19 protein-coding genes are annotated in these 21,865 nt (G+C 54.4%); 11 read left to right on the forward strand and 8 right to left on the reverse strand.

What is annotated here, in order from left to right; genetic code table 11:
• Positions 1-11: 11 nt before the first annotated feature.
• The gene (gene ilvA / locus IV91_RS0102910; protein WP_264753745.1) at positions 12-1,721 is read right to left on the reverse strand and encodes a threonine ammonia-lyase, biosynthetic; all 1,710 of its coding nucleotides are present in this window, start codon (positions 1,719-1,721) and stop codon (positions 12-14) included.
• On the opposite strand from ilvA, the gene rpiA reads away from it, so the two are divergent.
• Both rpiA and phoU read left to right on the forward strand, forming a co-directional pair.
• The gene (rpiA, locus tag IV91_RS0102915) at positions 1,671-2,330 is read left to right on the forward strand and encodes a ribose-5-phosphate isomerase RpiA (RefSeq protein ID WP_031595869.1); all 660 of its coding nucleotides are present in this window, start codon (positions 1,671-1,673) and stop codon (positions 2,328-2,330) included. The genes ilvA and rpiA overlap by 51 nt on opposite strands.
• A 17-nt stretch (positions 2,331-2,347) precedes the next feature.
• A complete protein-coding gene (gene phoU, locus IV91_RS0102920) occupies positions 2,348-3,061 on the forward strand; it encodes a phosphate signaling complex protein PhoU (RefSeq protein WP_031595870.1) in 714 nt (237 codons plus the stop codon).
• Here the strand turns inward: phoU and IV91_RS0102925 are convergent.
• From IV91_RS0102925 to IV91_RS0102940, 4 genes are all read right to left on the reverse strand, one after another.
• The gene (locus tag IV91_RS0102925; protein WP_031595871.1) at positions 3,055-3,327 is read right to left on the reverse strand and encodes an oxidative damage protection protein; all 273 of its coding nucleotides are present in this window, start codon (positions 3,325-3,327) and stop codon (positions 3,055-3,057) included. The genes phoU and IV91_RS0102925 overlap by 7 nt on opposite strands.
• A gap of 48 nt (positions 3,328-3,375) precedes the next feature.
• Positions 3,376-4,692: an amino-acid N-acetyltransferase gene (argA, locus tag IV91_RS0102930; RefSeq protein WP_031595873.1), complete on the reverse strand. Its 1,317-nt coding sequence runs from the start codon at positions 4,690-4,692 to the stop codon at positions 3,376-3,378.
• A 108-nt stretch (positions 4,693-4,800) separates the two neighbouring features.
• On the reverse strand, positions 4,801-5,541 hold the full coding sequence (locus tag IV91_RS0102935; protein WP_031595875.1) for a 16S rRNA (uracil(1498)-N(3))-methyltransferase: 741 nt from the start codon (positions 5,539-5,541) through the stop codon (positions 4,801-4,803).
• A 34-nt stretch (positions 5,542-5,575) separates the two neighbouring features.
• Positions 5,576-6,502: a LysR family transcriptional regulator gene (locus tag IV91_RS0102940; RefSeq protein ID WP_031595877.1), complete on the reverse strand. Its 927-nt coding sequence runs from the start codon at positions 6,500-6,502 to the stop codon at positions 5,576-5,578.
• Positions 6,503-6,620: 118 nt separating this feature from the next.
• On the opposite strand from IV91_RS0102940, the gene gap reads away from it, so the two are divergent.
• The 4 genes from gap to IV91_RS0102960 all read left to right on the forward strand — a co-directional run bounded on the left by gap (position 6,621) and on the right by IV91_RS0102960 (position 11,372).
• A complete protein-coding gene (gap, locus tag IV91_RS0102945) occupies positions 6,621-7,637 on the forward strand; it encodes a type I glyceraldehyde-3-phosphate dehydrogenase (protein WP_031595882.1) in 1,017 nt (338 codons plus the stop codon).
• An 86-nt stretch (positions 7,638-7,723) separates the two neighbouring features.
• Positions 7,724-8,902: a phosphoglycerate kinase gene (locus IV91_RS0102950; RefSeq protein WP_031595883.1), complete on the forward strand. Its 1,179-nt coding sequence runs from the start codon at positions 7,724-7,726 to the stop codon at positions 8,900-8,902.
• A gap of 161 nt (positions 8,903-9,063) precedes the next feature.
• Positions 9,064-10,494 carry a pyruvate kinase gene (gene pyk, locus IV91_RS0102955; protein ID WP_031595885.1) on the forward strand — a complete coding sequence of 477 codons (1,431 nt, stop codon included), beginning with the start codon at positions 9,064-9,066 and terminating at the stop codon, positions 10,492-10,494.
• Complete coding sequence (locus IV91_RS0102960) at positions 10,491-11,372, forward strand: phosphoribosylaminoimidazolesuccinocarboxamide synthase (RefSeq protein ID WP_031595887.1); 882 nt, start codon at positions 10,491-10,493, stop codon at positions 11,370-11,372. The genes pyk and IV91_RS0102960 overlap by 4 nt, the downstream gene beginning before the upstream one ends.
• A gap of 25 nt (positions 11,373-11,397) precedes the next feature.
• Here IV91_RS0102960 and IV91_RS0102965 read toward each other — a convergent pair whose 3' ends face one another.
• The gene (locus IV91_RS0102965) at positions 11,398-12,942 is read right to left on the reverse strand and encodes a HAMP domain-containing histidine kinase (protein ID WP_035417032.1); all 1,545 of its coding nucleotides are present in this window, start codon (positions 12,940-12,942) and stop codon (positions 11,398-11,400) included.
• Between the two features lie 333 nt (positions 12,943-13,275).
• On the opposite strand from IV91_RS0102965, the gene tetH reads away from it, so the two are divergent.
• The 5 genes from tetH (at position 13,276) to IV91_RS0102990 (ending at position 17,321) form a co-directional block, all read left to right on the forward strand.
• The gene (gene tetH / locus IV91_RS0102970; RefSeq protein ID WP_031595896.1) at positions 13,276-14,070 is read left to right on the forward strand and encodes a thiosulfate dehydrogenase; all 795 of its coding nucleotides are present in this window, start codon (positions 13,276-13,278) and stop codon (positions 14,068-14,070) included.
• A 10-nt stretch (positions 14,071-14,080) separates the two neighbouring features.
• Positions 14,081-15,067 (forward strand): substrate-binding domain-containing protein, encoded by a 987-nt coding sequence (locus IV91_RS0102975; RefSeq protein ID WP_051861926.1) that lies wholly within the window; start codon positions 14,081-14,083, stop codon positions 15,065-15,067.
• A gap of 12 nt (positions 15,068-15,079) precedes the next feature.
• Positions 15,080-15,754, forward strand: coding sequence for a c-type cytochrome (locus IV91_RS0102980; RefSeq protein ID WP_051861927.1), 675 nt, complete (start codon positions 15,080-15,082; stop codon positions 15,752-15,754).
• Entirely contained in the window at positions 15,751-16,641 is an 891-nt protein-coding gene (locus IV91_RS0102985; RefSeq protein WP_200874308.1) for a c-type cytochrome, read from the forward strand. The genes IV91_RS0102980 and IV91_RS0102985 overlap by 4 nt, the downstream gene beginning before the upstream one ends.
• Positions 16,642-16,736: 95 nt before the next feature.
• The gene (locus IV91_RS0102990; RefSeq protein ID WP_031595901.1) at positions 16,737-17,321 is read left to right on the forward strand and encodes a response regulator transcription factor; all 585 of its coding nucleotides are present in this window, start codon (positions 16,737-16,739) and stop codon (positions 17,319-17,321) included.
• Between the two features lie 9 nt (positions 17,322-17,330).
• Here IV91_RS0102990 and IV91_RS0102995 read toward each other — a convergent pair whose 3' ends face one another.
• Both IV91_RS0102995 and IV91_RS0103000 read right to left on the reverse strand, forming a co-directional pair.
• Positions 17,331-20,567 (reverse strand): efflux RND transporter permease subunit, encoded by a 3,237-nt coding sequence (locus IV91_RS0102995; protein ID WP_035417034.1) that lies wholly within the window; start codon positions 20,565-20,567, stop codon positions 17,331-17,333.
• 12 nt (positions 20,568-20,579) lie between these two features.
• A complete protein-coding gene (locus IV91_RS0103000) occupies positions 20,580-21,779 on the reverse strand; it encodes an efflux RND transporter periplasmic adaptor subunit (protein WP_035417036.1) in 1,200 nt (399 codons plus the stop codon).
• Positions 21,780-21,865: the final 86 nt, after the last annotated feature.

The following is a 21,865-nucleotide window of genomic DNA, read 5'->3' on the forward strand; positions in this document are numbered from 1 at the left end:
CCCATCCCAATTCACGCGCCGCCTCCCAAAAACAGTTGATACGCAGGATTACGGGTTTCATCCACCCAAGGGTAACCCAGGATATTCAGGAAGTTCTGAAAAGCTTCCTGATCCGAGGGAGGAACCTGCAACCCCACCAATACCCTCCCGTAGTCGGCACCATGATTACGGTAGTGAAAGAGGCTGATATTCCAGTGAGCACTCAGGCGGTCAAGAAAGCAGGCCAAGGCGCCGGGACGTTCGGGAAACTCGAAGCGGTACAGTATTTCATGCTCGGCCTGGGGGGCATGACCACCCACCAAATGACGAATATGAAGTTTGGCCATTTCGTTATGAGTCAGGTCAAGGGTGCGAATACCCTGGGCTTGCAAACGATTCAGCAATTCCGGCAACTCATCGGGCTGAGCCAAAGAAACCCCCACAAATACATGGGCCTGCTGATGATCCGCATAGCGATAGTTGAATTCCGTCACCGCCCTTGATCCCAACAAAGTGCAGAACTGACGAAAACTACCGGGACGTTCGGGAATAGTGGCAGCAAACAAGGCTTCCCGTTGTTCACCCAACTCGGCCCGTTCCGCCACAAAACGTAGCCGATCAAAATTAAGATTGGCACCACTGGCAATGGCCACCACGGATTTGCCCTGCCATCCCGCCCGTTGCACAACCTGCTTGAGTCCAGCCACTGCCAAGGCTCCCGCGGGTTCAAGTACAGCGCGGGTATCGTCAAAGACATCCTTGACTGCGGCACAAAGTGCATCCGTATTCACTGTCACCACTTCATCCACATACTTCTGGCACAAACGAAAAGTTTCCTGTCCCACCTGGCGAACCGCCACCCCATCGGCAAATAATCCTACCTGATCCAGCATTACCCGTCGACCTGCCGCCAAAGACTGACGCATGGCATCGGAATCCTGGGGTTGTACTCCGATGATACGAATCTCGGGACGCAGTTGCTTGACCAGAGTTGCCACCCCCGCAATCAACCCTCCTCCTCCAATGGGGACAAAAATCGCCTCCAGTGGCGCTGAATGCTGGCGCAGGATTTCCTGTCCGATGGTACCCTGTCCGGCAATGACCTCGGGGTCATCATAGGGATGCACAAAAGTCAGTCCTTCCTTTTCCACCAGAGTCAGTGCGTGTTCGTAAGCCTCCGAGTAAGATACCCCTTCCAGTACCACCTCGCCTCCCAGGGCCTGCACCGCTTCCACCTTGATCCGCGGTGCAGTGACGGGCATGACGATGAGGGCGCGCACGCCCATGCGCTGCGCAGCCAGAGCCACGCCCTGGGCATGATTTCCGGCACTGGCGGCAATTACCCCCCGCGCCAATATCTCCGGCGCAAGACTGGCCATCTTGTTGTAGGCCCCACGCAATTTGAAGGAAAACACTGGCTGCAGATCTTCGCGCTTGAGCCAAAGCACATTGCCCAACCGGGCGGAGAGACGCGGCAAACGCTGCAAAGGGCTTTCCGTGGCCACGTCATACACTCGACTGGCGCGCAGGATGCGTTCCAGATAACGATCCGTCATGAAATTTTCCTCACTCAATACCCGAAGATTAACAAACTTTACGGCACTCCCCCACTCTAACCGGGAATAAAATGGAGAAACACGGTTGAGTCTGTCACAAGTTGCAGTTATGCTGGGGGTTTTCAGGGAGTATTCATGAATCAGGACGAACTCAAGAAAGCGGCTGCCCAGGCCGCCCTCGACCACCTTCCCGACGATGCGGTCATCGGTGTGGGCACCGGTTCCACCGTCAATTTCTTCATCGATGCCTTGGCCGCACGCAAGCATCGCATCGCAGGGGCAGTCTCCAGTTCAGAAGCATCCACGGCACGCCTCAAGGCAGCCGGCATTCAGGTTTTCGACCTCAACAGCGTCAACGATCTCCCCGTCTATGTGGACGGAGCTGACGAAATCACTGCAGGTCTGGCCATGATCAAAGGCGGAGGGGGTGCGCTCACGCGGGAAAAAATCGTGGCCGCCGTCGCCAGAAAATTCGTCTGTATTGCGGATGAGAAGAAGCAGGTAGCACTTCTGGGCAAATTTCCTCTCCCCCTTGAAGTGATTCCCATGGCACGCAGTTATGTGGCGCGCGAAGTGGTCCGTCTGGGCGGACAGCCGATCCTGCGCGAGGGATTTACCACCGATAATGGCAATATCATCCTGGACATTCACAATCTGCAGATCCTCGATCCTGTGGAAATGGAAACACGGCTGTCTGCCCTCACCGGAGTCGTGATGTGCGGCCTCTTTGCACGCCGCCCGGCGGATGTACTGATTTTGGCCACGACCTCGGGAATCCGCACTTCAACACGTTAATTTTGCGGAGGTTTACCTTGCATCAAGAACACATTGCCAAACAGTTTGATGTAGAACTCGAGAATGTCCGCGCCAAAGTCCTGCGCATGGGCGGTTTGATCGAAGAACAGATTGAATCGGCGGTCAATGCATTACAGGACGGCAATGTCTCCCTGGCCCGCCAGGTCATTGAAACTGACCGTCGGATCAATGGACTGGAGGTGAGCATCGATGAAGACTGTACCCACATCATCGCCCGACGGCAGCCTGCAGCGGGCGACCTGCGCCTGATTCTGGCCATCATCAAAACCATCACCGATCTGGAACGCATCGGTGATGAGGCAAAAAAAATGGCGCGTATGGCCATCCTGCTCCATGACAGCGACCGTCTACTCCAACCTCATCTCCCCGTGGATCTTCGTCATGCGGCTCATTTGGCTGTGCAGATGCTGGGACATTCTCTCGATGCTTTTGCCCGTCTGGATGCCACCACCGCTGCCCAGGTATTGCGCGATGACCGCGACGTGGATGAGTCCTTCCGGGGCATTCTGCGTCAACTCATTACCTTCATGATGGAGGATCCACGGACCATTTCCAATGCCATCGATATCCTGTTTGCAGCCAAAGCCGTGGAACGTATTGGAGATCATGCCAAAAATATGGCGGAATACGTGATCTATCTGGTTAAGGGCAAGGACGTGCGTCACACCTCCATGGAGGAGGTGGAACGCACCGTCATCAGCGATTACTGAGGAGGGGGCACATAGCCGGAGGCCTGCTCTGCCCCTTCCCCGAAAAAATGAGCTTCCATTTGCTGGGCCAGATACTTGCGGGCTTCCGGATCGGCTAGATTGAGACGATTTTCATTGATCAGCATGGTCTGATGACCCAGCCACTGTTGCCATGCTTCTTCCGAAACCTCTTGATAGATTCGTGCCCCCAAGGCCCCTGGGTAGGGCGGTAAATCCAATCCCTTGGCTTCTTTTTTCAACTTGATGCACTGCACGGTTCGGCTCATGATTTACCTTCCTGATCGAATGAAAAGAGCATGATACCGGAAACCCGTTCAACCCAGAGGCTTGACGAATACTTTGGAACGGCGCCGGTAGTTGTACATCTGCTGCCGCTGAGGCGGGAGGTCATGCACGCCGGTTTCCACAAAGCCCCGTTCCGCAAACCATTGCCCGGCCCGTGCGCTCAGCAGAAAGAGGTGCTTCACGCCCAGAGCACGAGCCCGTTCTGCCACATGGCTCAGCAATACGTCACCCCGTCCCTGACTGCGAAACTCGGGCATCACTGCAAGACAAGCCAGTTCTGCACATTCTTCCTCGGGGTAAGGGTACAGCGCCACACAACCGATCACCCGCCCATCGTGCAACAATACCGTGAAACGGTCGATTTCGGTTTCCAGCAATACTCGATCGCGCTTGACCAGAGCACCTTCCGCCTCCAGCGGTTCGATCACACTCAGCAGTCCCGGCACGTCTTCCAATGTCGCAGAACGCAACACATCCTTGATGTCCGGTGTGACCAGAGTCCCGATCCCCTGCGACGTGAACAGTTCCAGCAATAGTGCACCATCCCGGTGACGATCCAGCAGATGGACGCGCGCCACGCCCTGACGACATGCCCGCACCGCGCAGGGCAGGTAATACCCCACATCCTCGCCCTGCGTACCGGGATGCCGAAGAATTTCTTCGGCTTGTTGGGCCGACAACGTCCCGATCAACTCGCCGGAGCCATTGACCACCCCGGCGGCATCTGTCAAAAAAATCAGTTTGGCGGCCTTCAGAGCCACTGCGGCGGCGGTAGCCACTTCTTCCACGGTCAAGTTGTAAATCTCGCCCGTTGGGGAATAGCCCAGAGGAGGCAGCAACACAAACTCTTCGTCCTCCAGACGGCGCTGAATCCCCAGCGCATCGATCTTGCGTACGCGACCGGTATACTGAAAATCCACCCCCTCCACCACGCCCACCGGACGAGCCGTGACAAAATTTCCCGTGGCCACCCGCAGGGCAGCGCCTGCCATGGGGGATTCGGCCACACCCACCGAAAGCAAGGCACTGATTTCCACACTCAGCGTCCCGGAAGCCTCGATCAGACACTCCAGCGCCACGGCATCGGTAACCCGAATACCTTCCACATAATGGGGCACATGACCCCGTTGCGAGAGTCGTCCTTCCGTCTGTGGACGGGCTCCATATACCAACACCAGGCGTACGCCCAAACTATGAAGAAGGTTGAGGTCATGGGTAAGTGCCACGAATTTACCATCGCTGACCACCTCCCCACCAAAAGCCACCACGAAAGTATGACCCCGAAACCCATGGATATAGGGGGCAGCAGCCCGAAACCAGGCCACGAAGTCCTGACTGTTCTTCATCGATAATCCCCTAGTTGCCCAAGCGTGATTCTATCAACGCGCTTCCTCGACGGAAAGGCACCGCCCGTACTGCAGAGGCGCACCGATCCCATACTTTCCTTGGTCAGATCACAACGTCCAGTCCTCGTAACGGGACTGAAGAGTTGCCAGTACGGCCAATGCAGCGGTTTCCGTACGCAGGATGCGGGGGCCAATGCGCCCATCCACGAACCCTGCCTGATGGGCCTGGCCTATTTCTGCCGCACTCAATCCCCCCTCAGGCCCCACCAGCAGAATCACGGTTCCATCCGACAAGGCAGGATCCGCCCTCCTCCCTGGCTGTCCCTCCGGATTCAGCAGGAGGCGAAGCCCCAGTGCGGGAAGTTTGGCCCAACAGTCATGCAGCGCTCCAAAAAAGCGCAGTTCTGGCACCCGATTGCGCCCACATTGAGCACACGCCGAAAGGATGACCTTGTGCCAATGTTCAAGACGCCGTGCCTCGCGCTCTCCCTTCAGGCGAATCACGCTACGTTCCGTCGGGGCCACCCACAGGGCAGTGGCCCCCAACTCCACGGCTTTCTGAAAGATCCAGTCCATTTTTTCAGTGGCACAGAGTCCCTGAATCAAAATCGTCTGGAGGGGTGACTCCCGTTCCACAGAGTCGAAAACTCCCGCTGTCACCTCCACGCGGGGACCTTCAATGGTCAGGATCCGGGTACGGAACTCTCCCCCCTGACCATCGAACAGTATCAATTCCTCTCCCTCTTCCCTTCGAAGTACCCGCACCGCATGGTGTGCCACTTCACGGGGCAACGCTCCTCCTTGCATCAAAAGGATACGGTCAGGACAATAGAAACGCGGGAGGCTCATCCTCCAGGACCCCTTTGATCAAGACAAAACACGGTCATGCTATCATGCCCCGTTCACCCACCACCGGCAGCATATGCGGTGCCTGCTCCAGCAAAAACGCCTTGAAAGCCCGCGCCACCGGGGACAGGCGTTTGTCCCGATGATGAACCAGATTCCAGTCGCGGATAATGGGCAATCCAACCACCGGTAATATTTTGAGTCGTTTGGTTTCCAGTTCCAACGTAACCGAATGTTCGGATAAAAAGGCAATCCCCATGCCAGCAATCGTGGCCTGCTTGATGGTTTCGTTGCTACTCATCTCCATGCGCGGATGTATTTCAACTCCATGGGCCAGCAGGAATCTCTCCAGCAACTGACGCGTACCCGACCCTTTCTCGCGCAGTAAAAAATCTTCCCCGGCCAGGTCCGCCACTTCCACGGTTTTTTCCGCAGCCAAGGGGTGCGTGGGTGGAGCCACGATAATATGGGCATTGCGGGCAAAGGGCTCCATCACCACGCCCATCTCTTGCGGCGGCTGTCCCATGATGACCAGATCCACTTCGTTATGGTGCAACTGCCGAACGATTCCCGCCCGATTCGATACCGACAATTTCAATTGGACCGCCGGATACAAGACACAGAAGCGAGACAGAAGCGTAGGGGCAAAATATTTGGCCGTGCTGATGATGGCAATGTCGAGACGACCACTGATTCCCTCGCGCAAACTTTCCAGGGCTTCCCGGGCATCCTTCAGTTGACGCGCAATCACCCGCGCATGCTGGTAGAGTTCTTCTCCCGCATGGGTCAGAAAAATTCGCTTGCCCATCTGTTCAAACAGAGGCATCCCCACAAAATCTTCCAACTGTTTGATTTGCATGGATACCGCAGGCTGAGTCAAATGTAACTCTTCGCTCGCCCGTGAAAAACTGAGCAATCTGGCCACCGCCTCGAAGATTTGTAATTGCCGAAAGGTAAAATGCATGCCCGCCCCTGATGACAAACCCATCATAAAGCCTTCATAATATCAGTGCAATTTATCTATAATAGGGGGAAAGAATCACCGTATTCCCCCACCATTGTCAACCCTGAGGAGAAATCACATGGCTGTTCGCGTCGGTATCAACGGTTATGGTCGCATCGGTCGCAATGTATTGCGTGCCCTGTACGAGACCGGTAACAAGCAAGGCATTCAGATCGTAGCGATCAACGATTTGGGCAATTCTGAAACCAATGCTCATCTGACCCGCTTTGATACCGCCCACGGTCGGTTCAATGGAGAAATCTCGGTGGAAGGCAACGCCATGGTCATCAATGGCGATCGCATCCCGGTTTTTTCTCAACGCAACCCCGCTGAAATTCCCTGGGGTAGCGTGGGCGTGGATGTGGTTCTGGAATGCACCGGTTTGTTTACTTCCAAGGAAAAGGCTTCGGCCCACCTGAAAGGCGGCGCCAAAAAAGTCGTCATTTCCGCACCAGGCGGGAACGATGTGGATGCCACCGTAGTATATGGGGTCAATCATCATGTTCTGCGTTCCGACATGACCGTCATTTCCAATGCTTCCTGTACCACCAACTGTTTGGCCCCCCTGGTAAAACCGCTGCATGAAAAAATCGGCGTGGTCAAAGGCTTGATGACGACCGTTCATTCCTACACCAACGACCAGGTGCTGACCGATGTGTACCATTCCGACCTGCGTCGGGCCCGTTCCGCCACCATGTCCATGATTCCCACCAAAACCGGGGCGGCAGCGGCCGTGGGTCTGGTTCTGCCCGAATTGAACGGAAAACTGGATGGTTTTGCCGTCCGAGTCCCCACCATCAATGTCTCGTTGGTGGACCTGACGTTTGAAGCCGCACGGGCCACCACCGTGGAAGAAATCAACAGCATCATGAAGGAAGCTGCGGGTTCAGCCGCCTTGAAGGGCATCCTGAACTACAACGAAGGACCCCTGGTTTCCGTGGATTTCAACCACGATTCTGCTTCCAGTACCTTTGATGCCACCCTCACCAAAGTTTCCGGCGGAACCTTGGTCAAGGTTCTGTCCTGGTATGACAACGAATGGGGCTTCAGCAACCGTATGCTGGACGTCACCGCTGCCTGGATGGCAGCATCCTGACTTGTCCATGTTTGATGCATCAGCCCTGTTTCCCTGAAATTTTGGGCTGATTTTTTGAATTTTTTGAATCACCACAGGAAATTGTCATGAGTATCCTTCGCATGCAGGACATGGATCTTGCCAAAAAACGTGTATTGGTGCGCGTTGATCTCAACGTACCCCTCAAGGAAGGCCGTATCTCTGATGACACGCGCATCCGTGCCAGTCTGCCCGGGATCCAACACGCCTTGAAGGCAGGAGCACGCCTCATGTTGATGTCCCACTTGGGCCGTCCCGCAGAAGGCTCTTTTGATGAAGCCCATTCCCTGGCGCCTGTGGCTCAGCGCCTGTCCGAACTTCTGAGGCAACCGGTGCCTCTGGTCCGGCACTGGCTCGATCACCCCCTGAATGTCGAACCGGGTCAGGTGGTCCTGCTGGAAAATGTGCGCTTCAACGTGGGCGAAAAAAAGGACGATGACACGCTGTCCAAAAAAATGGCCGCCTTGTGCGATGTATTCGTGATGGATGCCTTCGGTACCGCTCACCGCGCCGAAGCTTCCACCCATGGCGTGGCCAAATTCGCTCCGATCGCGTGTGCCGGCCCTCTGCTGGCAGCGGAACTGGATGCCCTGGGACGCGCGCTCAAGGAACCTGCCCGCCCCCTGGTGGCCATCGTGGCAGGATCCAAAGTTTCCACCAAGTTGACGGTGCTTTCCACTCTGTCCCACAAAGTTGATCAACTGATCGTCGGCGGTGGAATTGCCAACACCTTCTTGCTGGCCGAAGGCCACAAGATCGGCAAATCCCTGGCAGAACCTGACCTGGTACCGGAGGCTCGTAAAATTATCGATTCAGCACGGGCACGGGGCGGCGATGTGCCCATTCCGGTGGATGTAGTCACTGCCAAGAAATTCGCTGAAGATGCGGAAGCCACCCTGAAAAATGTGGATGCTGTAGTTGACGATGACATGATTTTTGATATCGGTCCAAAAACGGCCGCGCGCTTGGCGGAGATCATTAAAAACGCCGGTACCATCGTGTGGAACGGTCCTGTGGGCGTGTTCGAATTCGATCAGTTTGGCGACGGCACCAAAGCCTTGGCCCTGGCCATTGCTGAATCCAAGGCCTTCTCCATCGCCGGAGGGGGAGACACCCTGGCCGCCGTATCCAAGTACGACATTGCCGACCGTGTGTCCTATATCTCCACCGGGGGCGGCGCTTTCCTCGAATTCCTCGAAGGACGAGACCTGCCTGCTGTCAAGATCCTCGAAGCACGAGGACAATAACCTGTCGCATCGGAGCCCTCCGCAGGGAGGGTTCCCTGCGCACAAACCAAACAGACTCGGGCTACCCATGAGATAATCATGGCTTTATCGCTGGTGGAGTTCGAATCGTGGTACCAGACCCATTCCCTACCCCTCCACTGCCCACAGGAGTTGTCATTCAAATGCAGCGTCGTACCAAAATTGTCGCCACCATCGGTCCCGCCTCCAGTTCTCCCGAAATCCTCGAACGCATGATCCTGGCCGGGATGGATATGGCCCGCCTCAACTTTTCCCACGGCACGGAAGCAGACCACCGCGCACGAGTCGAAACCATCCGAACCTTGGCCAAAAAACTGGGCCGAACGGTGGGTATTCTGGGTGACCTGCAGGGTCCTAAAATTCGAGTAGGCAAGTTTCAAGACAACAAAATTCTTCTTGAAGCCGGCGCCATCTTCATACTCGATGCGGATTGCCCTTTAGGCAACCAGGAACGGGTCGGACTGGATTACAAGGAATTACCCCAGGACGTTCACCCCGGTGACGCCCTTCTTCTGGATGATGGAAAAATCGAACTCTGCGTCACCGCCGTCATCGGCAATGAAGTTCACACCATCGTCATTCAGGGAGGCACCCTGTCCAACAACAAGGGCATCAACCGTCGAGGCGGCGGATTGACCGCACCCGCACTCACCGATAAGGATCGGGAAGACATCAAGTTGGCCGCACGCCTGAAGGTGGACTATCTGGCCGTCTCCTTCCCCCGTTCCGGTGCTGACATGGATCAGGCCCGTGCGCTTCTCACTGCGGCGGGTGGCCAGGCCCAGTTACAAGCAAAAATCGAACGCGCTGAAGCCATCGATGCCCTGGAAGACATCATTGCCGCCAGCGATTCCATCATGGTGGCGCGGGGAGATCTGGCCGTGGAGGTAGGGGATGCCGCTGTGCCCGCCCTGCAAAAGCGTATGATTCGCTTGGCGCGCCAGATGAACAAAACCATCATCACAGCCACCCAGATGATGGAATCCATGATCTCCAGCCCAGTCCCCACCCGCGCAGAGGTCTCTGATGTGGCCAATGCCGTGCTGGATGGAACGGATGCCGTCATGCTCTCTGCCGAATCGGCTGCAGGGCAATATCCGGTGGAATCCATTGCGGCCATGGCGAGAGTCTGCACCGAAGCAGAAAAACAGGAAATACTTCCGACGGTGGAACGGGGGGCTTTCGACCCCGTGGATCGTATCGAGAAGGCCGTGGCGCGCGCGGTGATCCATACCACCCGTCACCTGAACGTCAAGGCAGTGGCCGCTTTGACCCAGAGCGGAACCACGGCTTTGTTGATTTCTCGCTCGGATACCCCCGTGCCGATCTATGCCATGACCCCCTCCGAAGAAACCCAGCAGCGAACCACCCTGTACCGGGGAGTTTACCCCGTGACCTTCCATCATAGCCATCTTGAACCTGCGGCTGTCATTGCCGAAGCTGAGGCTGTACTGCTCAAGATGGGTGCCGTCGTGGAAGGCGACTTGATGCTCTTGACCATGGGCGAACCCATTGGCAAGGCAGGGGGGACCAATACGATGAAAATCATACGGGTGGGAGAGCATACTGCATGAGTGACGCCGTTTTTGAAACGACCATCACTTCCTTGCCCTTGATTGCCCGGGGCAAGGTGCGGGACATCTATTCCGTGGGAACTCAGTACCTGCTCATGGTAACCACCGATCGCCTGTCCGCCTTCGATGTCGTCCTTCCTTCCCCCATACCAGGCAAGGGAAAGTTACTCCAGGCACTCTCCAACTTTTGGTTCGATCATTTCAAGGACATTCCCAACCATCTCACCGGAATCGACCCTGAAGACGTGGTCACAGAAGCCGAAAGAGATCAGGTCAGTGATCGTGCCATGATCGTCAAACGTCTCAAACCCCTGCCTTTGGAGGCGGTGGTACGGGGTTATCTGGAGGGATCGGGCTGGAAGGACTATCAAATGACCGGAAGGGTTTGTGGCCTTCCTCTCCCGGTGGGATTACAGCGCGCCGAAAAACTCCCTCAACCCATTTTCACCCCGGCCACCAAGGCGACTGCGGGCGATCATGACGAAAACATCAACTTTGATCGAATGATTGCTTTGGTCGGAGAACCGCGCGCCGAGGAAGTGAAGCGAACGGCCTTCAAACTTTATTCTGAAGCCGCACAGTACGCCGAAGATCGCGGCATCCTGATCGCCGACACCAAGTTCGAGTTTGGACTCGATGATCACGATCAACTGACCCTCATGGATGAGGTACTCACGCCAGACTCCTCGAGATTCTGGCCCAAGGACAGTTACCAACCCGGCACCAGCCCGCAAAGTTTCGACAAACAGTTCGTCCGCAACTGGTTGGAAACCCAACACTGGAACAAATGCCCCCCTGCCCCCGCCCTTCCCAAAGAAATCATCCTGGGTACCTTGAAGCGGTATCAGGAAGCCGTCACCGCCCTCACGCACGCCTGATTTGTCCTCTCCCCCAAGCCGGTTGTCACGTCAACAGTGAAGTCCGTTCAGGATCCGGAAAACGGACAGTAAACCGGCTTCCCTGCTCCTCCGTACTGGCAACTTCCAGGGTCCCGTGATGCAGGGTGATGATCTGGTTCACGAGGGTAAGTCCCACGCCTGTTCCACTGTGCGAACTGACGTTGGAACCACGGAAATATCGTTCGAAGATATGAGGACGATCCCGCTCTGGAATGCCGATGCCCTGATCCGATATTTCAATCACCAGAGTGCCGTCACAGTCCTGCGCCTCAAGCGTAATGGAACTTCCCGGTGCCGAATATTTGACAGCATTAGATAAAAGATTGCCAAATGCCTGATGAAGCAATTCCACATCCCCGGTGAGAAAAAAACTTAAACTTTCCAGGTGTTCCTGAAAATTTCGATCAGGAGCCATTTCACGATATTCCTGGCATAAACGACGAAGCAACTCCTTGATATCCAGTGGTTGCGGATGAAATGGTGGGGGTTCGGCAGAATGTTTGGGGACATCCAGCAAACTGTCGAGAAGGGTGGTCAGGCGCTGGGTGGCACGCCGGATCTTGAGTGCCCGCTCTCCCACTTCTTCAGGCCCAAAACGCTCACGGGCGTTATACAGGCGCTGAGCATACCCATCGATCAGGGCCAGAGGCGTTCGAAATTCATGGGAGGTCATCAAAACGAAATTATGTTGTTGCTGAGTCATTTCCTGAGCTTTGGCCAGAGCATCTTCCAAACTTTTTGCCTGTTCAGCCAAACGTGCCTGACTGGTCAACAGGGCTCGGGCATTGTCCCGAAATACTTGCACAGAACGGGCCATGACACCAATTTCATCGCTCCGCTCAACCCCCTGAATGGGAACTTCTGTTTCCTTGTCTGCAATTCGTTGCATACTCTTTGCCAAATCGAGTAACGGATTGGAAACAGAGCGGGTAATGAAACCAATGGCCGTAAAAAGCAGCAATCCTGCGGTCAAAATGGCCGCCACGATCCAGCCGTTGGCATCCCGATAAGTGGCACTTTCCCGTTCCACGGCATTTTTAGCCCCCACCAGATTCCACTGCGTCAATTGTCCCAGTGTTTCACTGGCCCGGTTATAAGCGGTGCGCGCATCGGTGCGGTATAAACGAATCGCTGTGCCACTTTCAAGCGGCAACCTTTGTTCCTGCTTCACCAACCGGTGATAACTTCGCCAGTGAATCAGGAAATCCTGATACAGCCGATCTTCCTGATCATCGTGACGAATGCGCTGGTATCGCACCAGACTATGGGCAATGGAAGCATCCAGAGAGTCCATTTCGTGCGCACTGTCCTGACGTTCTGACAACGTATCCGCCAGCAAGAAACTGCCCTCAGCCGCACGAAAATCCGAGGTATCGTTGTTGAGATCCCCCAGAATGCGCGTGGATTGCAGCCAACGGTCACGAATCTCTGCCGTCACCCGATTATAATCATCCAACTGACGAATACTGAACGCGCCCAACCCCACGACCAATAAAAGGAAGAGGGCGTAGGCCAGGGACAGGCGTGTGCGCAGAGAATGAAAACGCACGGTTTATCCGGGCACAGGATCTGAGCCAAGCACTATTATCAACCCTTGCCCCCCTTATTTCCCTTCAATGATCTCAATCCACAGCCCCACCGTATCCGATAAACACTTAAAACCGATTGAATTTTAACAAAAATCTTATATTGATAACGAAAATACCCCATCGCTTCGATGGATTAGTGAATAAAATTCATCATTTAATAATAAAAATGAATTTTACTTATCCTGTCACCCGCTCTTATAATACAACCATTGATTCTAAGGATAGAACAATAAACTATTAAGCCCCTCCAAAGGGCTCGTCTCTCACAATAAATTTTATTTGGAGTGAATACCATGAACAATGCGCGCAGAGGAATGTTGGGCTTCATGACCAGCGGTTTGGCAACCCTGACGTTGGTTGGAGGCGGAACGGCAGCGCATGCCGAATCGATCTCCACCCCCTTGAAGACCTTGATCCCTGAGGGAACGCCGTGGTTATCCCTGTTAAACAAATCCTTGGAAAAAACACCCCGACGTCGGGATTTCAAGAGCGTTCCCATGATTTTGACCCGCCCCGAAGAATGGGATGATGAGGCCTTACGCTTGATTTTCCAGTATCAGGGACAGCACAAACAGGTTTTCGACAATATGATTCTGGATGGCCCATGGCTCAATTTGATGAGAAATGCCCTGAATACCCAAACATGGGCTTTTGGGCACAAGGACTTTCTGGTGGTATCGGGTACCCACGGACCCGCTCATTTGGCGCTTTACGATGACTATATTTGGGAAAAATATCAACTGTCCCAACTGACCCAGGGGAAATTCAAGGACAACAGTTTCTTGAAAGTGCCTGCCGCCGCCCAGGCGGATCCCACCCAGTATGAGGACATCACCGGCGTATTCTCGCCTCTGGATAACAGTATTCCTGTGCTGCAAGCCCGTGGCGTGGTTTTTCTGGCTTGTCACAATGCCATCTTTGAGTTGGCCACTCGGCTACACAAGACAGAAATCAACCCTGACCATCGATCCATCCCCCAATTGGCAGCCGAACTCACCAACCATCTCATTGATGGTGCGGTATTGACCCCTGGTGTAATGGGAACAATACCTGAATTGGGCGCACGGGGTTTTTATTACGCCAAATAGGAGAACATCCATGAAAAAAAACAAAATTCATTTCATTATTAAAACGATTTTACTGCCCCTGCTGGGCGGTATCACCTTGACCGCGCAAGCCGGGGTGAATCCGCCCTGGAGCGAGGGGAGAAACAACCCCGTGGTTCAGCGTGGACTGGAGTTCACCGTCCCTGAAGTGGACAATCTTCCGGACTTTCATGGGGATCCCATGGGTGCCCAGTTGTCGATTTTCGTGGGCGGCAATTATTTCTTTGCCATGGCTCCCTTGGTGACTGCCTTTGAAGAGGAATACCCTGCGCTGAAAGGAAAAATTTATTACGAGACCATCCCACCGGGACTACTGTTCGATCAAATACACCAAGGGGGCACCATCACGGTGGGCAACATGACCTGGACAGTCAAGGCAGACGTCTATGCAGCGGGATTGAAACGGGTCAGCGCGCTGGATAATGATGGTCTGTTGCAAGGCCCCGTGGTGTCCTACGCCACCAATCAACTGGCCATCATGGTCCCGAAAAACAATCCCGCACATATCCAGACACTGAGTGATCTGGGAAAACCCGGGGTAAAACTGGTCATGCCCAATCCTGAATTCGAAGGAATTGGAAGGCAGATCAAGGCGGCTTTGATGAAGGCAGGGGGCCCCGACCTGGTTCAGGAAGTTTATGTCCATAAGGTCCATACGGGAGAGACCCAACTGACCCATATCCATCACCGACAAAGCCCGATGACACTGATGAAAGGGCTCGCAGATGCCGGAGTCACTTGGCAATCCGAAGCGATTTTTCAGGAAGAAACAGGAAATCCGATTACCCACGTGGAGATTCCCGCCACACAGAACGCCACCGCAATTTATGCAGCGGGAGTGGTAAAGGGTGCGCCCCATCCACAGACGGCTCAAGCCTGGGTCGATTTCCTGAAATCCCCCAAAGCCCAGGCCATTTTTGCACATTATGGTTTCAAACCTTATCCAGAGGCCACGGATAAGTCGTCAATCCTTCGATGAAGAGATCGTGACATGTATAAAACCAAGTATTTTGAACGTGGAAAAGCATCTCTCAAGGCCCTCTTGTTTCTGCCCCTGGCCTTTGGCACCCACGCCGAAACCTCCCTCTCCCAACCCCTCATCTCTGCCGGGGGAGAGGGCAGCAAATTCAGTGAAGCCGCCTGTGCCGGTTGTCATGGAAACGAAGGCGACGGGAATGCCGCAGAGGGAATACCGCGTTTGAGGGGACTTTCCGCCACGTATCTGAGGGAACAACTGCAGGCCTTCGCCTCCGATGAACGGAAAAATCCTGTCATGAACTCCATCGCCCAAACGCTCTCTACCGATGGCATCACCCATGCTGCCAACTACTATGCGCAGTTACCCCCTCTGTATCGGCCTCTGGGGGTAAAGGCCGAATCCGACAACGAACTGGCCACTCATGGCCGCTGGGGTGAAAACATTCCATCCTGTGATGATTGCCATGGCCCCGAAGGGAAGGGTGTGGGCGAAAACTTTCCGGCTTTGAATGGGCAACCGGCACTTTATCTGGAAAACCAGTTGCAGGCCTTTCAGAAGGGTAGCCGCCCCCCAGGCCCCCTCCACTTGATGGAGAATATTGCAAAAAAACTGTCGGATGCCGATATTCGAACCATTTCACTCTACTACTCCGGCTCAACCCCCATGACCACAGGAGGTCAACCGTGAAATACTTGATAACCGTTGCCCTTTTGATGACCAGCCTCACGACCCTGGGTAATGGTCTGCCCGACGGACATCCTGAGGGAGGTGCCTCTATTTTGCCCGCAGACCACGATATTCCCAAGGATGAATTTGGAAAGATGGTGCGCCAGGGGCAATTGATTTTCTCCAACACCGGCCAATTCGCAGGGGCCTATGTGGGCAATGATTTAAGTTGTCGGAATTGTCATCTGGACCAGGGTCGCAAAGCGGGATCTGCGCCTTTATGGGCTGCATTCCTGTCCTACCCCGCTTATCGAGCCAAAAATCACAGGGTCAACACCTTTGCCGAACGTTTGCAAGAGTGCTTTGTCTACAGCATGAATGGCAAGGCTCCCCCCTTGGGTGACCCTATATTGGTGGCTTTGGAATCCTATGCCTACTGGATGGAGAAAAATGCAAAAATCAATCCTCTCTTGCAGGAACGAGGGATCCCACAACTTCAGAAACCCGGCACTCCACCCAGTTACGAACGGGGAAAAACCGTCTATGCGAATAATTGTGCGCTCTGTCACGGAACCAGTGGTCAAGGGAGAAGAGCCAATGACGGGCACATGGTCTTCCCTCCTCTGTGGGGAGATCGCTCTTTCAACTGGGGAGCCGGAATGGCTCATCTGAACAAGGCCGCCGCCTATATCAAAACCAATATGCCCCTGAGTTTGGGAGGATCGCTCTCCGATCAGGATGCCTGGGATGTGGCTTACTTCATGGACGGACACAATCGTCCCCAGGATCCACGATACACCGGTTCTGTGGATGAGACACGGGCCTTGTTTCACCGTACCCAGAATTCTCTCTACGGACATCTGGTTGCCGGTCATGTGTTGGGAAATGACCCAGTATCCAAAAACTGAACCGCCCATCAATGACTCATGAAGATTCCTGATAAAGTACGTTTTCCATCCTGAAAAACAGTTTCACTTCATTCATTGCCAACTTCTGGACGTTGATGAAAATTCTTTGTATCGAAGATGATCGTGAAATGGCTGATTTGATTGCTGAGGAGTTGCAGGATCGAGGAGTCACCGTCCTCCTGACCTATGATGGTCAGACTGGCCTCGAGGCCATCGAGCGTGGGCGCCCGGATCTGGTGCTGTGCGATATCGGCTTACCCATGCTTTCCGGATTCGAGGTGTTGGAAAAAGTCCTAGTCGCAGTGACCAATCCCCCCCCGTTCATTTTTCTGACGGCCCTCACCGACCGTGACAGTGAATTGCGCGGACGACGGCTGGGTGCGGATGACTATGTCACCAAGCCCATCGACTTTGATGTACTGTACGAAATCCTGCGTACACGTTCAGGCCGGGCACGGGAAAACACAATCCCCTTCGTTGGGGTGGAACTGGCAGAAAGGGAGCGGGAAGTACTGACCTGGTCGGCGCGTGGCAAAACCTCCAGTGAAATTGCCCTGATTCTGGGACTGTCCAAAAGAACAGTAGATTTTCACATCGATAACGCCCGCACCAAACTGGGGGTTGCCACCCGCATCGAAGCCGCGATCCGGGCAGCCAGTCTGGGCCTGATCACACCCTGATGCCTGCTTTTATTCGTCGAGTTTAAGGGTATTATCCATCGGTTTGACCCGAGGCTTGCCTCGCCTCTTGTCAAGAAACACCATCTGCAAGGCAGGAGCCACCACCAACAACATGATCGGCCCCAGCAACATCCCCCCCACCACCACCATGGCCAGGGGACGTTGCACCTGACTGCCAATACCGTGCGACAAAGCCGCAGGAAGCAGTCCGATACACGCCGACAGCGCCGTCATGAGAAGTGGCCGCATACGCTTCTCAGCCGCCGTAAACATGGCTTCCTCTGCGGGCATGCCCGAATTCACCAAGCCATTGAAGTAGGTCATGATGAGAATACCGTTCATGACCGAAACCCCAAACAGCGAAACAAAACCGATAGCTGCCGAGACACTCAGATCCAACCCCGTCAAATACAAGGCAATGACCCCCCCCGCAGCCGAGAAGGGAATGGCCACCAGCACCAGGAGGCTGTCTCGCACGGAATTGAACAAGCCATAGAGCAAGATCAGAATCAGACCTAAGGCGATGGGAACCACCACAAAAAGCCGCTGTTTGGCCTGCTGCAATTCATCAAACTCTCCGGCCCACTCGATCCGATACCCTTGTGGCAAGGGAACCTGATGCGCAATGGCCTGCTGGGCTTCCAATACCGTACTCCCGATATCACGTCCGCGCACACTGAATTTGACCGGAATGAAGCGCTGGTTTTTTTCGTGATAGATGTATGAGGCACCTGTATCAAGAGAAATATTCGCCACTTCACTGAGGGGAATATAGGCATTGGTTCCCGTTGGAGTTTGATAGGCCACCTTCAATTGACGAATCGAATCGATATTCTGTCGAAACTCAGGGGCCAGTCGTACCACCAGGGAAAATTGCCGATCGCTTTCCATCAACGTCGTGGTCTGGGCACCGCCCAAAGCGGCTTGAACCACCGTATTGACGTCGCCTGTATTGAGCCCGTAACGAGCGGCCCGCACCCGGTCCACCACAATATTGAGATTGGGTTGTCCCATGACTCGAAAAACGCCCAGATCCGCAATACCCTTGATCTTGGCCAATTCATCGTGTACTTGATTAGCCAATTTTTCCAATATCACCAAATCCGGACCCAGGATCTTGACCGAATTGGCTCCTTTGACCCCTGACAGACCCTCTTCAACATTATCCTGAATATACTGGGAAAAGTTGAATTCTATTCCGATAAATTCCTGCGCGAACTTCTTCTGTAACTCCGCCACCAATTTTTCCTTGGTCACCCCGGCTGGCCAGTCTTCCATGGGTTTCAGAGGTACAAAAAACTCTGCATTCCCGAAACTGGAGGCATCACTCCCATTGTCGGGTCGCCCATGCTGTGAAACCACTGTGATGACTTCGGGATAGGTGTCCAGAATCTGTCGGATTCGAGTCACCGTTGGCATCCCTGCTTCCAGTGAAATGGTGGGCGGCATGGTCGCTCGAATCCACAAATTCCCTTCCTCGAGGGCAGGAAGGAATTCCGATCCGATCATACGCAACAGAATCAAAGCGACCCCTAAAAATGCCATTCCTCCCAGGATAGTTTGTTGGCGATGTGCCAAGGCCCAGCGCAGGATCGGGACATAACGTTCGCGTAGCCAACGCACCACCATAGTTTCCGTATCACGCACTTCTTTTGGCAACAGAAAAGAGCAAAGAACAGGCGTAATGGTGAAAGTCGCAATCAAGGCCCCAGCCAGGGCATAGCCGTACGTACGTGCCATCGGGCCAAAGATCTGGCCTTCAACCCCCTCCATGGTAAAGAGGGGTAGAAAAGCGGCCACGGTGATGATGGTCGAGAAGATAATGGCACGATCCACCTGCAGGACACTGATGAAAATCATGCGCAATCGGTTGGTCCACCCGTAGCCGTGGGCCAGAATCCGAGTGTCCCCCCGTTCATTCCCTTCCAGCAAGGCTTCGAGCAAAGCACTGCGATCGGCTTTGTTTTTCTGGAAATTATGGAAGATGTTTTCCACCAGAATGACGGCAGAATCCACAATGATGCCGAAGTCCACAGCTCCCAGAGAAAGCAGGTTGGCGGATTCCCCCGTCATGACCAGCAGGATGATGCTGAAAAACAGGGCAAAAGGAATGTTGATGCCCACGATGAGCGCACTGCGCAGGTCTCCCAGAAAAACCCACTGGATGAAGAAGACGAGCAGACATCCAAAGATCAGATTATGCAATACGGTGTGGGTGGTGACGTTGACCAAAGAGGTCCGGTCATAGAAGGGAACGATCTTGACTCCAGGCGGAAGACTGCCATCACGGTTGATTTTTTCCACTTCGGCTTTGACTCGAGCCACCACATCGTTGGTTTGCATGGTACGGTTCATCACCACGATGGCAGCCACCACATCGTCCTGATGATCCCGTCCTGCCTTGCTCAAACGGGGCACTACCCCCACCTTGACCTGGGCCACGTCCTTGACCAGCACTGGTGTCCCATTGGACTGCGCAAGCACGATGTTTTCCACATCGGTCACCCGCCGTCCCTGGGTCAAATCCAGCCCACCTCCGGTATCGATCAAACCAACGCCCCGTATATTGAGGGACTGCTGACCGATATTGATGGTCCGCCCCCCCACGTTGATGTTGGCATTACCGATGGCCGCAACCATTTGGGGGATGGTGATGTTGTAGGCTTCCAGTTTATGCAAATCTGCTTCTACATCGAACTCCTTGGTGGCCCCACCCCAACTGTTGACCTGAACCACCCCTGGAACCGTCAACAAACGCCGTTGCAACACCCAATCCTGAACCGTGCGAAGATTGGTCAAGCCAAAGTTGGGGGGCCCCACGACCTGATAACGGAAAATTTCCCCCACCAGACTGGACGCCTGAATTTGGGGAGAAACATTATTGGGCAGACTGACATTCTGTTGCAGGCTCAAGGCAGCCTGAGTATAGGCAAAATAATAATCAATGCCGTATTTGAAGGTCACACGAATAAACGATAGTCCATAAAAGGACGTGGAACGGATATTATCGACCCCAGGAGTAGCCGCCAAGCCCACTTCCATGGGCACCGTATAGTACCGCTCCATTTCATCGGCCGAGAGGCCCGGTGCCTGAGCCGTGATCTCGAGAATCACCGGAGCCGGATTTGGATAGGCCTCCACGTTGAGTTTCAGGTAGGCCATAACCCCGGCGGCAATGAATACCAGAAGTCCCAATAATACGAGAGGGCGACGAGACAGCGAAAACAACAGAATACTTTTCAACACGGTTCTCTATCCTCACTCGCCCGTCGAGGCATCGACCGCAAAAGCATTGCTCAGAAAGATCGCTCCATCGGTGGCCACATTTTCACCCGGCTGAATGCCCTCCAGAATCTGCATCAGATTTTCCTGACGAACCCCAAGAGTCACTGAACGCCGCCTGAAACGGTGCTGTCCTTCGGCAACCCAGGCACTGTAGGACCCATCTCCTTCTCGCACTACCCCGCCATCGGGGAGTCCCACTGATTGCATATCGGCTCCTGTACGAATGGTAAAGGTCGCCATCATCCCAGGATGCAATTCATGACGGGGATCGCGGACCACACAGCGAACCTGAAGACGGTGGGTATTAGGATCCACCACGGTCCCGACTTTATCGATCTTCGCCCGGAAGGTACGTTGAGGGAAAGCCATGACCCGCACGAGCACGGATTGTCCGACTTCCAGAAGCGGGATATCGGTTTCAGCCACATTGGCCAGCATCCACACCGTGGAGAGGTCGGAAATGGCGTAAGGAGCGGGGGCCGTACCCGGTTGTACATAGGTTCCCGCCGCTGCAGACATGGCAACTACCGTCACGCGCCCATCCAGGGGACTGGGAATAGCCAAGACCGAGTCCACCTTGTGGGTCGCCTCGATACGGTCAATGTCTTGGGCAGACTTGCCAAACAGATGCAAGGCATTCCGTGCTGCATTGTAATTTCCCTCTGCCGTTTGCTGATCTGAAATGGCCTGCTGATAATCCTTTTCCGCCAAGCCCTTGAGTGCAATGAGTTGTTTGGCGCGCTCCAGCACACGGGTCGTCAATTCGCGCACACCTGCTGTCGCAATCACGGTGGATTCAGCCTGGATCAAGTCGGGGCTATCCAGGGTATAGAGCGTCTCTCCTTTCTTGACAAAGTCCCCTACTTCCTTGAACCCTCGAAGAATCTTACCGGGATACGGGGGATAAACCTGCACGGTTTGTTCATCATCGAAGGCGATGACCCCCATGGCTTCCCGTTGTGCCAGAAAAGGGTGAAGGGTGGCTGGTGCTACCTTGACCAGCGCCATTTGAGCATCCGTCAATTGCAACGTTTGCCCGGACACCTTCGGTCCGATAACTGATTTTCCCTCGCTGGCGGGAGGTTGGACACCACCCTTGAAATAGATCAGTACACTCACCAAGACAATAGTGGCGCCGCCCAGAATCACCCATTTTTGACGATTGAACCCCATACACTCGAACTCCTGCCAATTTTGGCGCAATGATGCGGCTTTCGCCTCCTCTCGTCTACTGTGACAAATCACAGTTTTCATGGGGC

The sequence above is a fragment of the Ferrovum myxofaciens genome (assembly GCF_000735045.1).
In the GTDB taxonomy this organism is placed as follows: Bacteria; Pseudomonadota; Gammaproteobacteria; order Burkholderiales; family Ferrovaceae; genus Ferrovum; species Ferrovum myxofaciens.

What these genes read in the sequence shown, in the direction of transcription:
- IV91_RS0102940 (WP_031595877.1), bottom strand. Translation starts at nt 6,502, where the DNA reads ATGCATTTTACCTTTCGGCAATTACAAATCTTCGAGGCGGTGGCCAGA.
- IV91_RS0102950 (WP_031595883.1), top strand. Translation starts at nt 7,724, where the DNA reads ATGAGTATCCTTCGCATGCAGGACATGGATCTTGCCAAAAAACGTGTA.
- argA (WP_031595873.1), bottom strand. Translation starts at nt 4,692, where the DNA reads ATGAAGAACAGTCAGGACTTCGTGGCCTGGTTTCGGGCTGCTGCCCCC.
- IV91_RS0102975 (WP_051861926.1), top strand. Translation starts at nt 14,081, where the DNA reads ATGAAAAAAAACAAAATTCATTTCATTATTAAAACGATTTTACTGCCC.
- IV91_RS0102990 (WP_031595901.1), top strand. Translation starts at nt 16,737, where the DNA reads ATGAAAATTCTTTGTATCGAAGATGATCGTGAAATGGCTGATTTGATT.
- IV91_RS0102960 (WP_031595887.1), top strand. Translation starts at nt 10,491, where the DNA reads ATGAGTGACGCCGTTTTTGAAACGACCATCACTTCCTTGCCCTTGATT.
- IV91_RS0102925 (WP_031595871.1), bottom strand. Translation starts at nt 3,327, where the DNA reads ATGAGCCGAACCGTGCAGTGCATCAAGTTGAAAAAAGAAGCCAAGGGA.
- gap (WP_031595882.1), top strand. Translation starts at nt 6,621, where the DNA reads ATGGCTGTTCGCGTCGGTATCAACGGTTATGGTCGCATCGGTCGCAAT.
- tetH (WP_031595896.1), top strand. Translation starts at nt 13,276, where the DNA reads ATGAACAATGCGCGCAGAGGAATGTTGGGCTTCATGACCAGCGGTTTG.
- IV91_RS0103000 (WP_035417036.1), bottom strand. Translation starts at nt 21,779, where the DNA reads ATGGGGTTCAATCGTCAAAAATGGGTGATTCTGGGCGGCGCCACTATT.
- IV91_RS0102935 (WP_031595875.1), bottom strand. Translation starts at nt 5,541, where the DNA reads ATGAGCCTCCCGCGTTTCTATTGTCCTGACCGTATCCTTTTGATGCAA.
- IV91_RS0102980 (WP_051861927.1), top strand. Translation starts at nt 15,080, where the DNA reads ATGTATAAAACCAAGTATTTTGAACGTGGAAAAGCATCTCTCAAGGCC.
- pyk (WP_031595885.1), top strand. Translation starts at nt 9,064, where the DNA reads ATGCAGCGTCGTACCAAAATTGTCGCCACCATCGGTCCCGCCTCCAGT.
- rpiA (WP_031595869.1), top strand. Translation starts at nt 1,671, where the DNA reads ATGAATCAGGACGAACTCAAGAAAGCGGCTGCCCAGGCCGCCCTCGAC.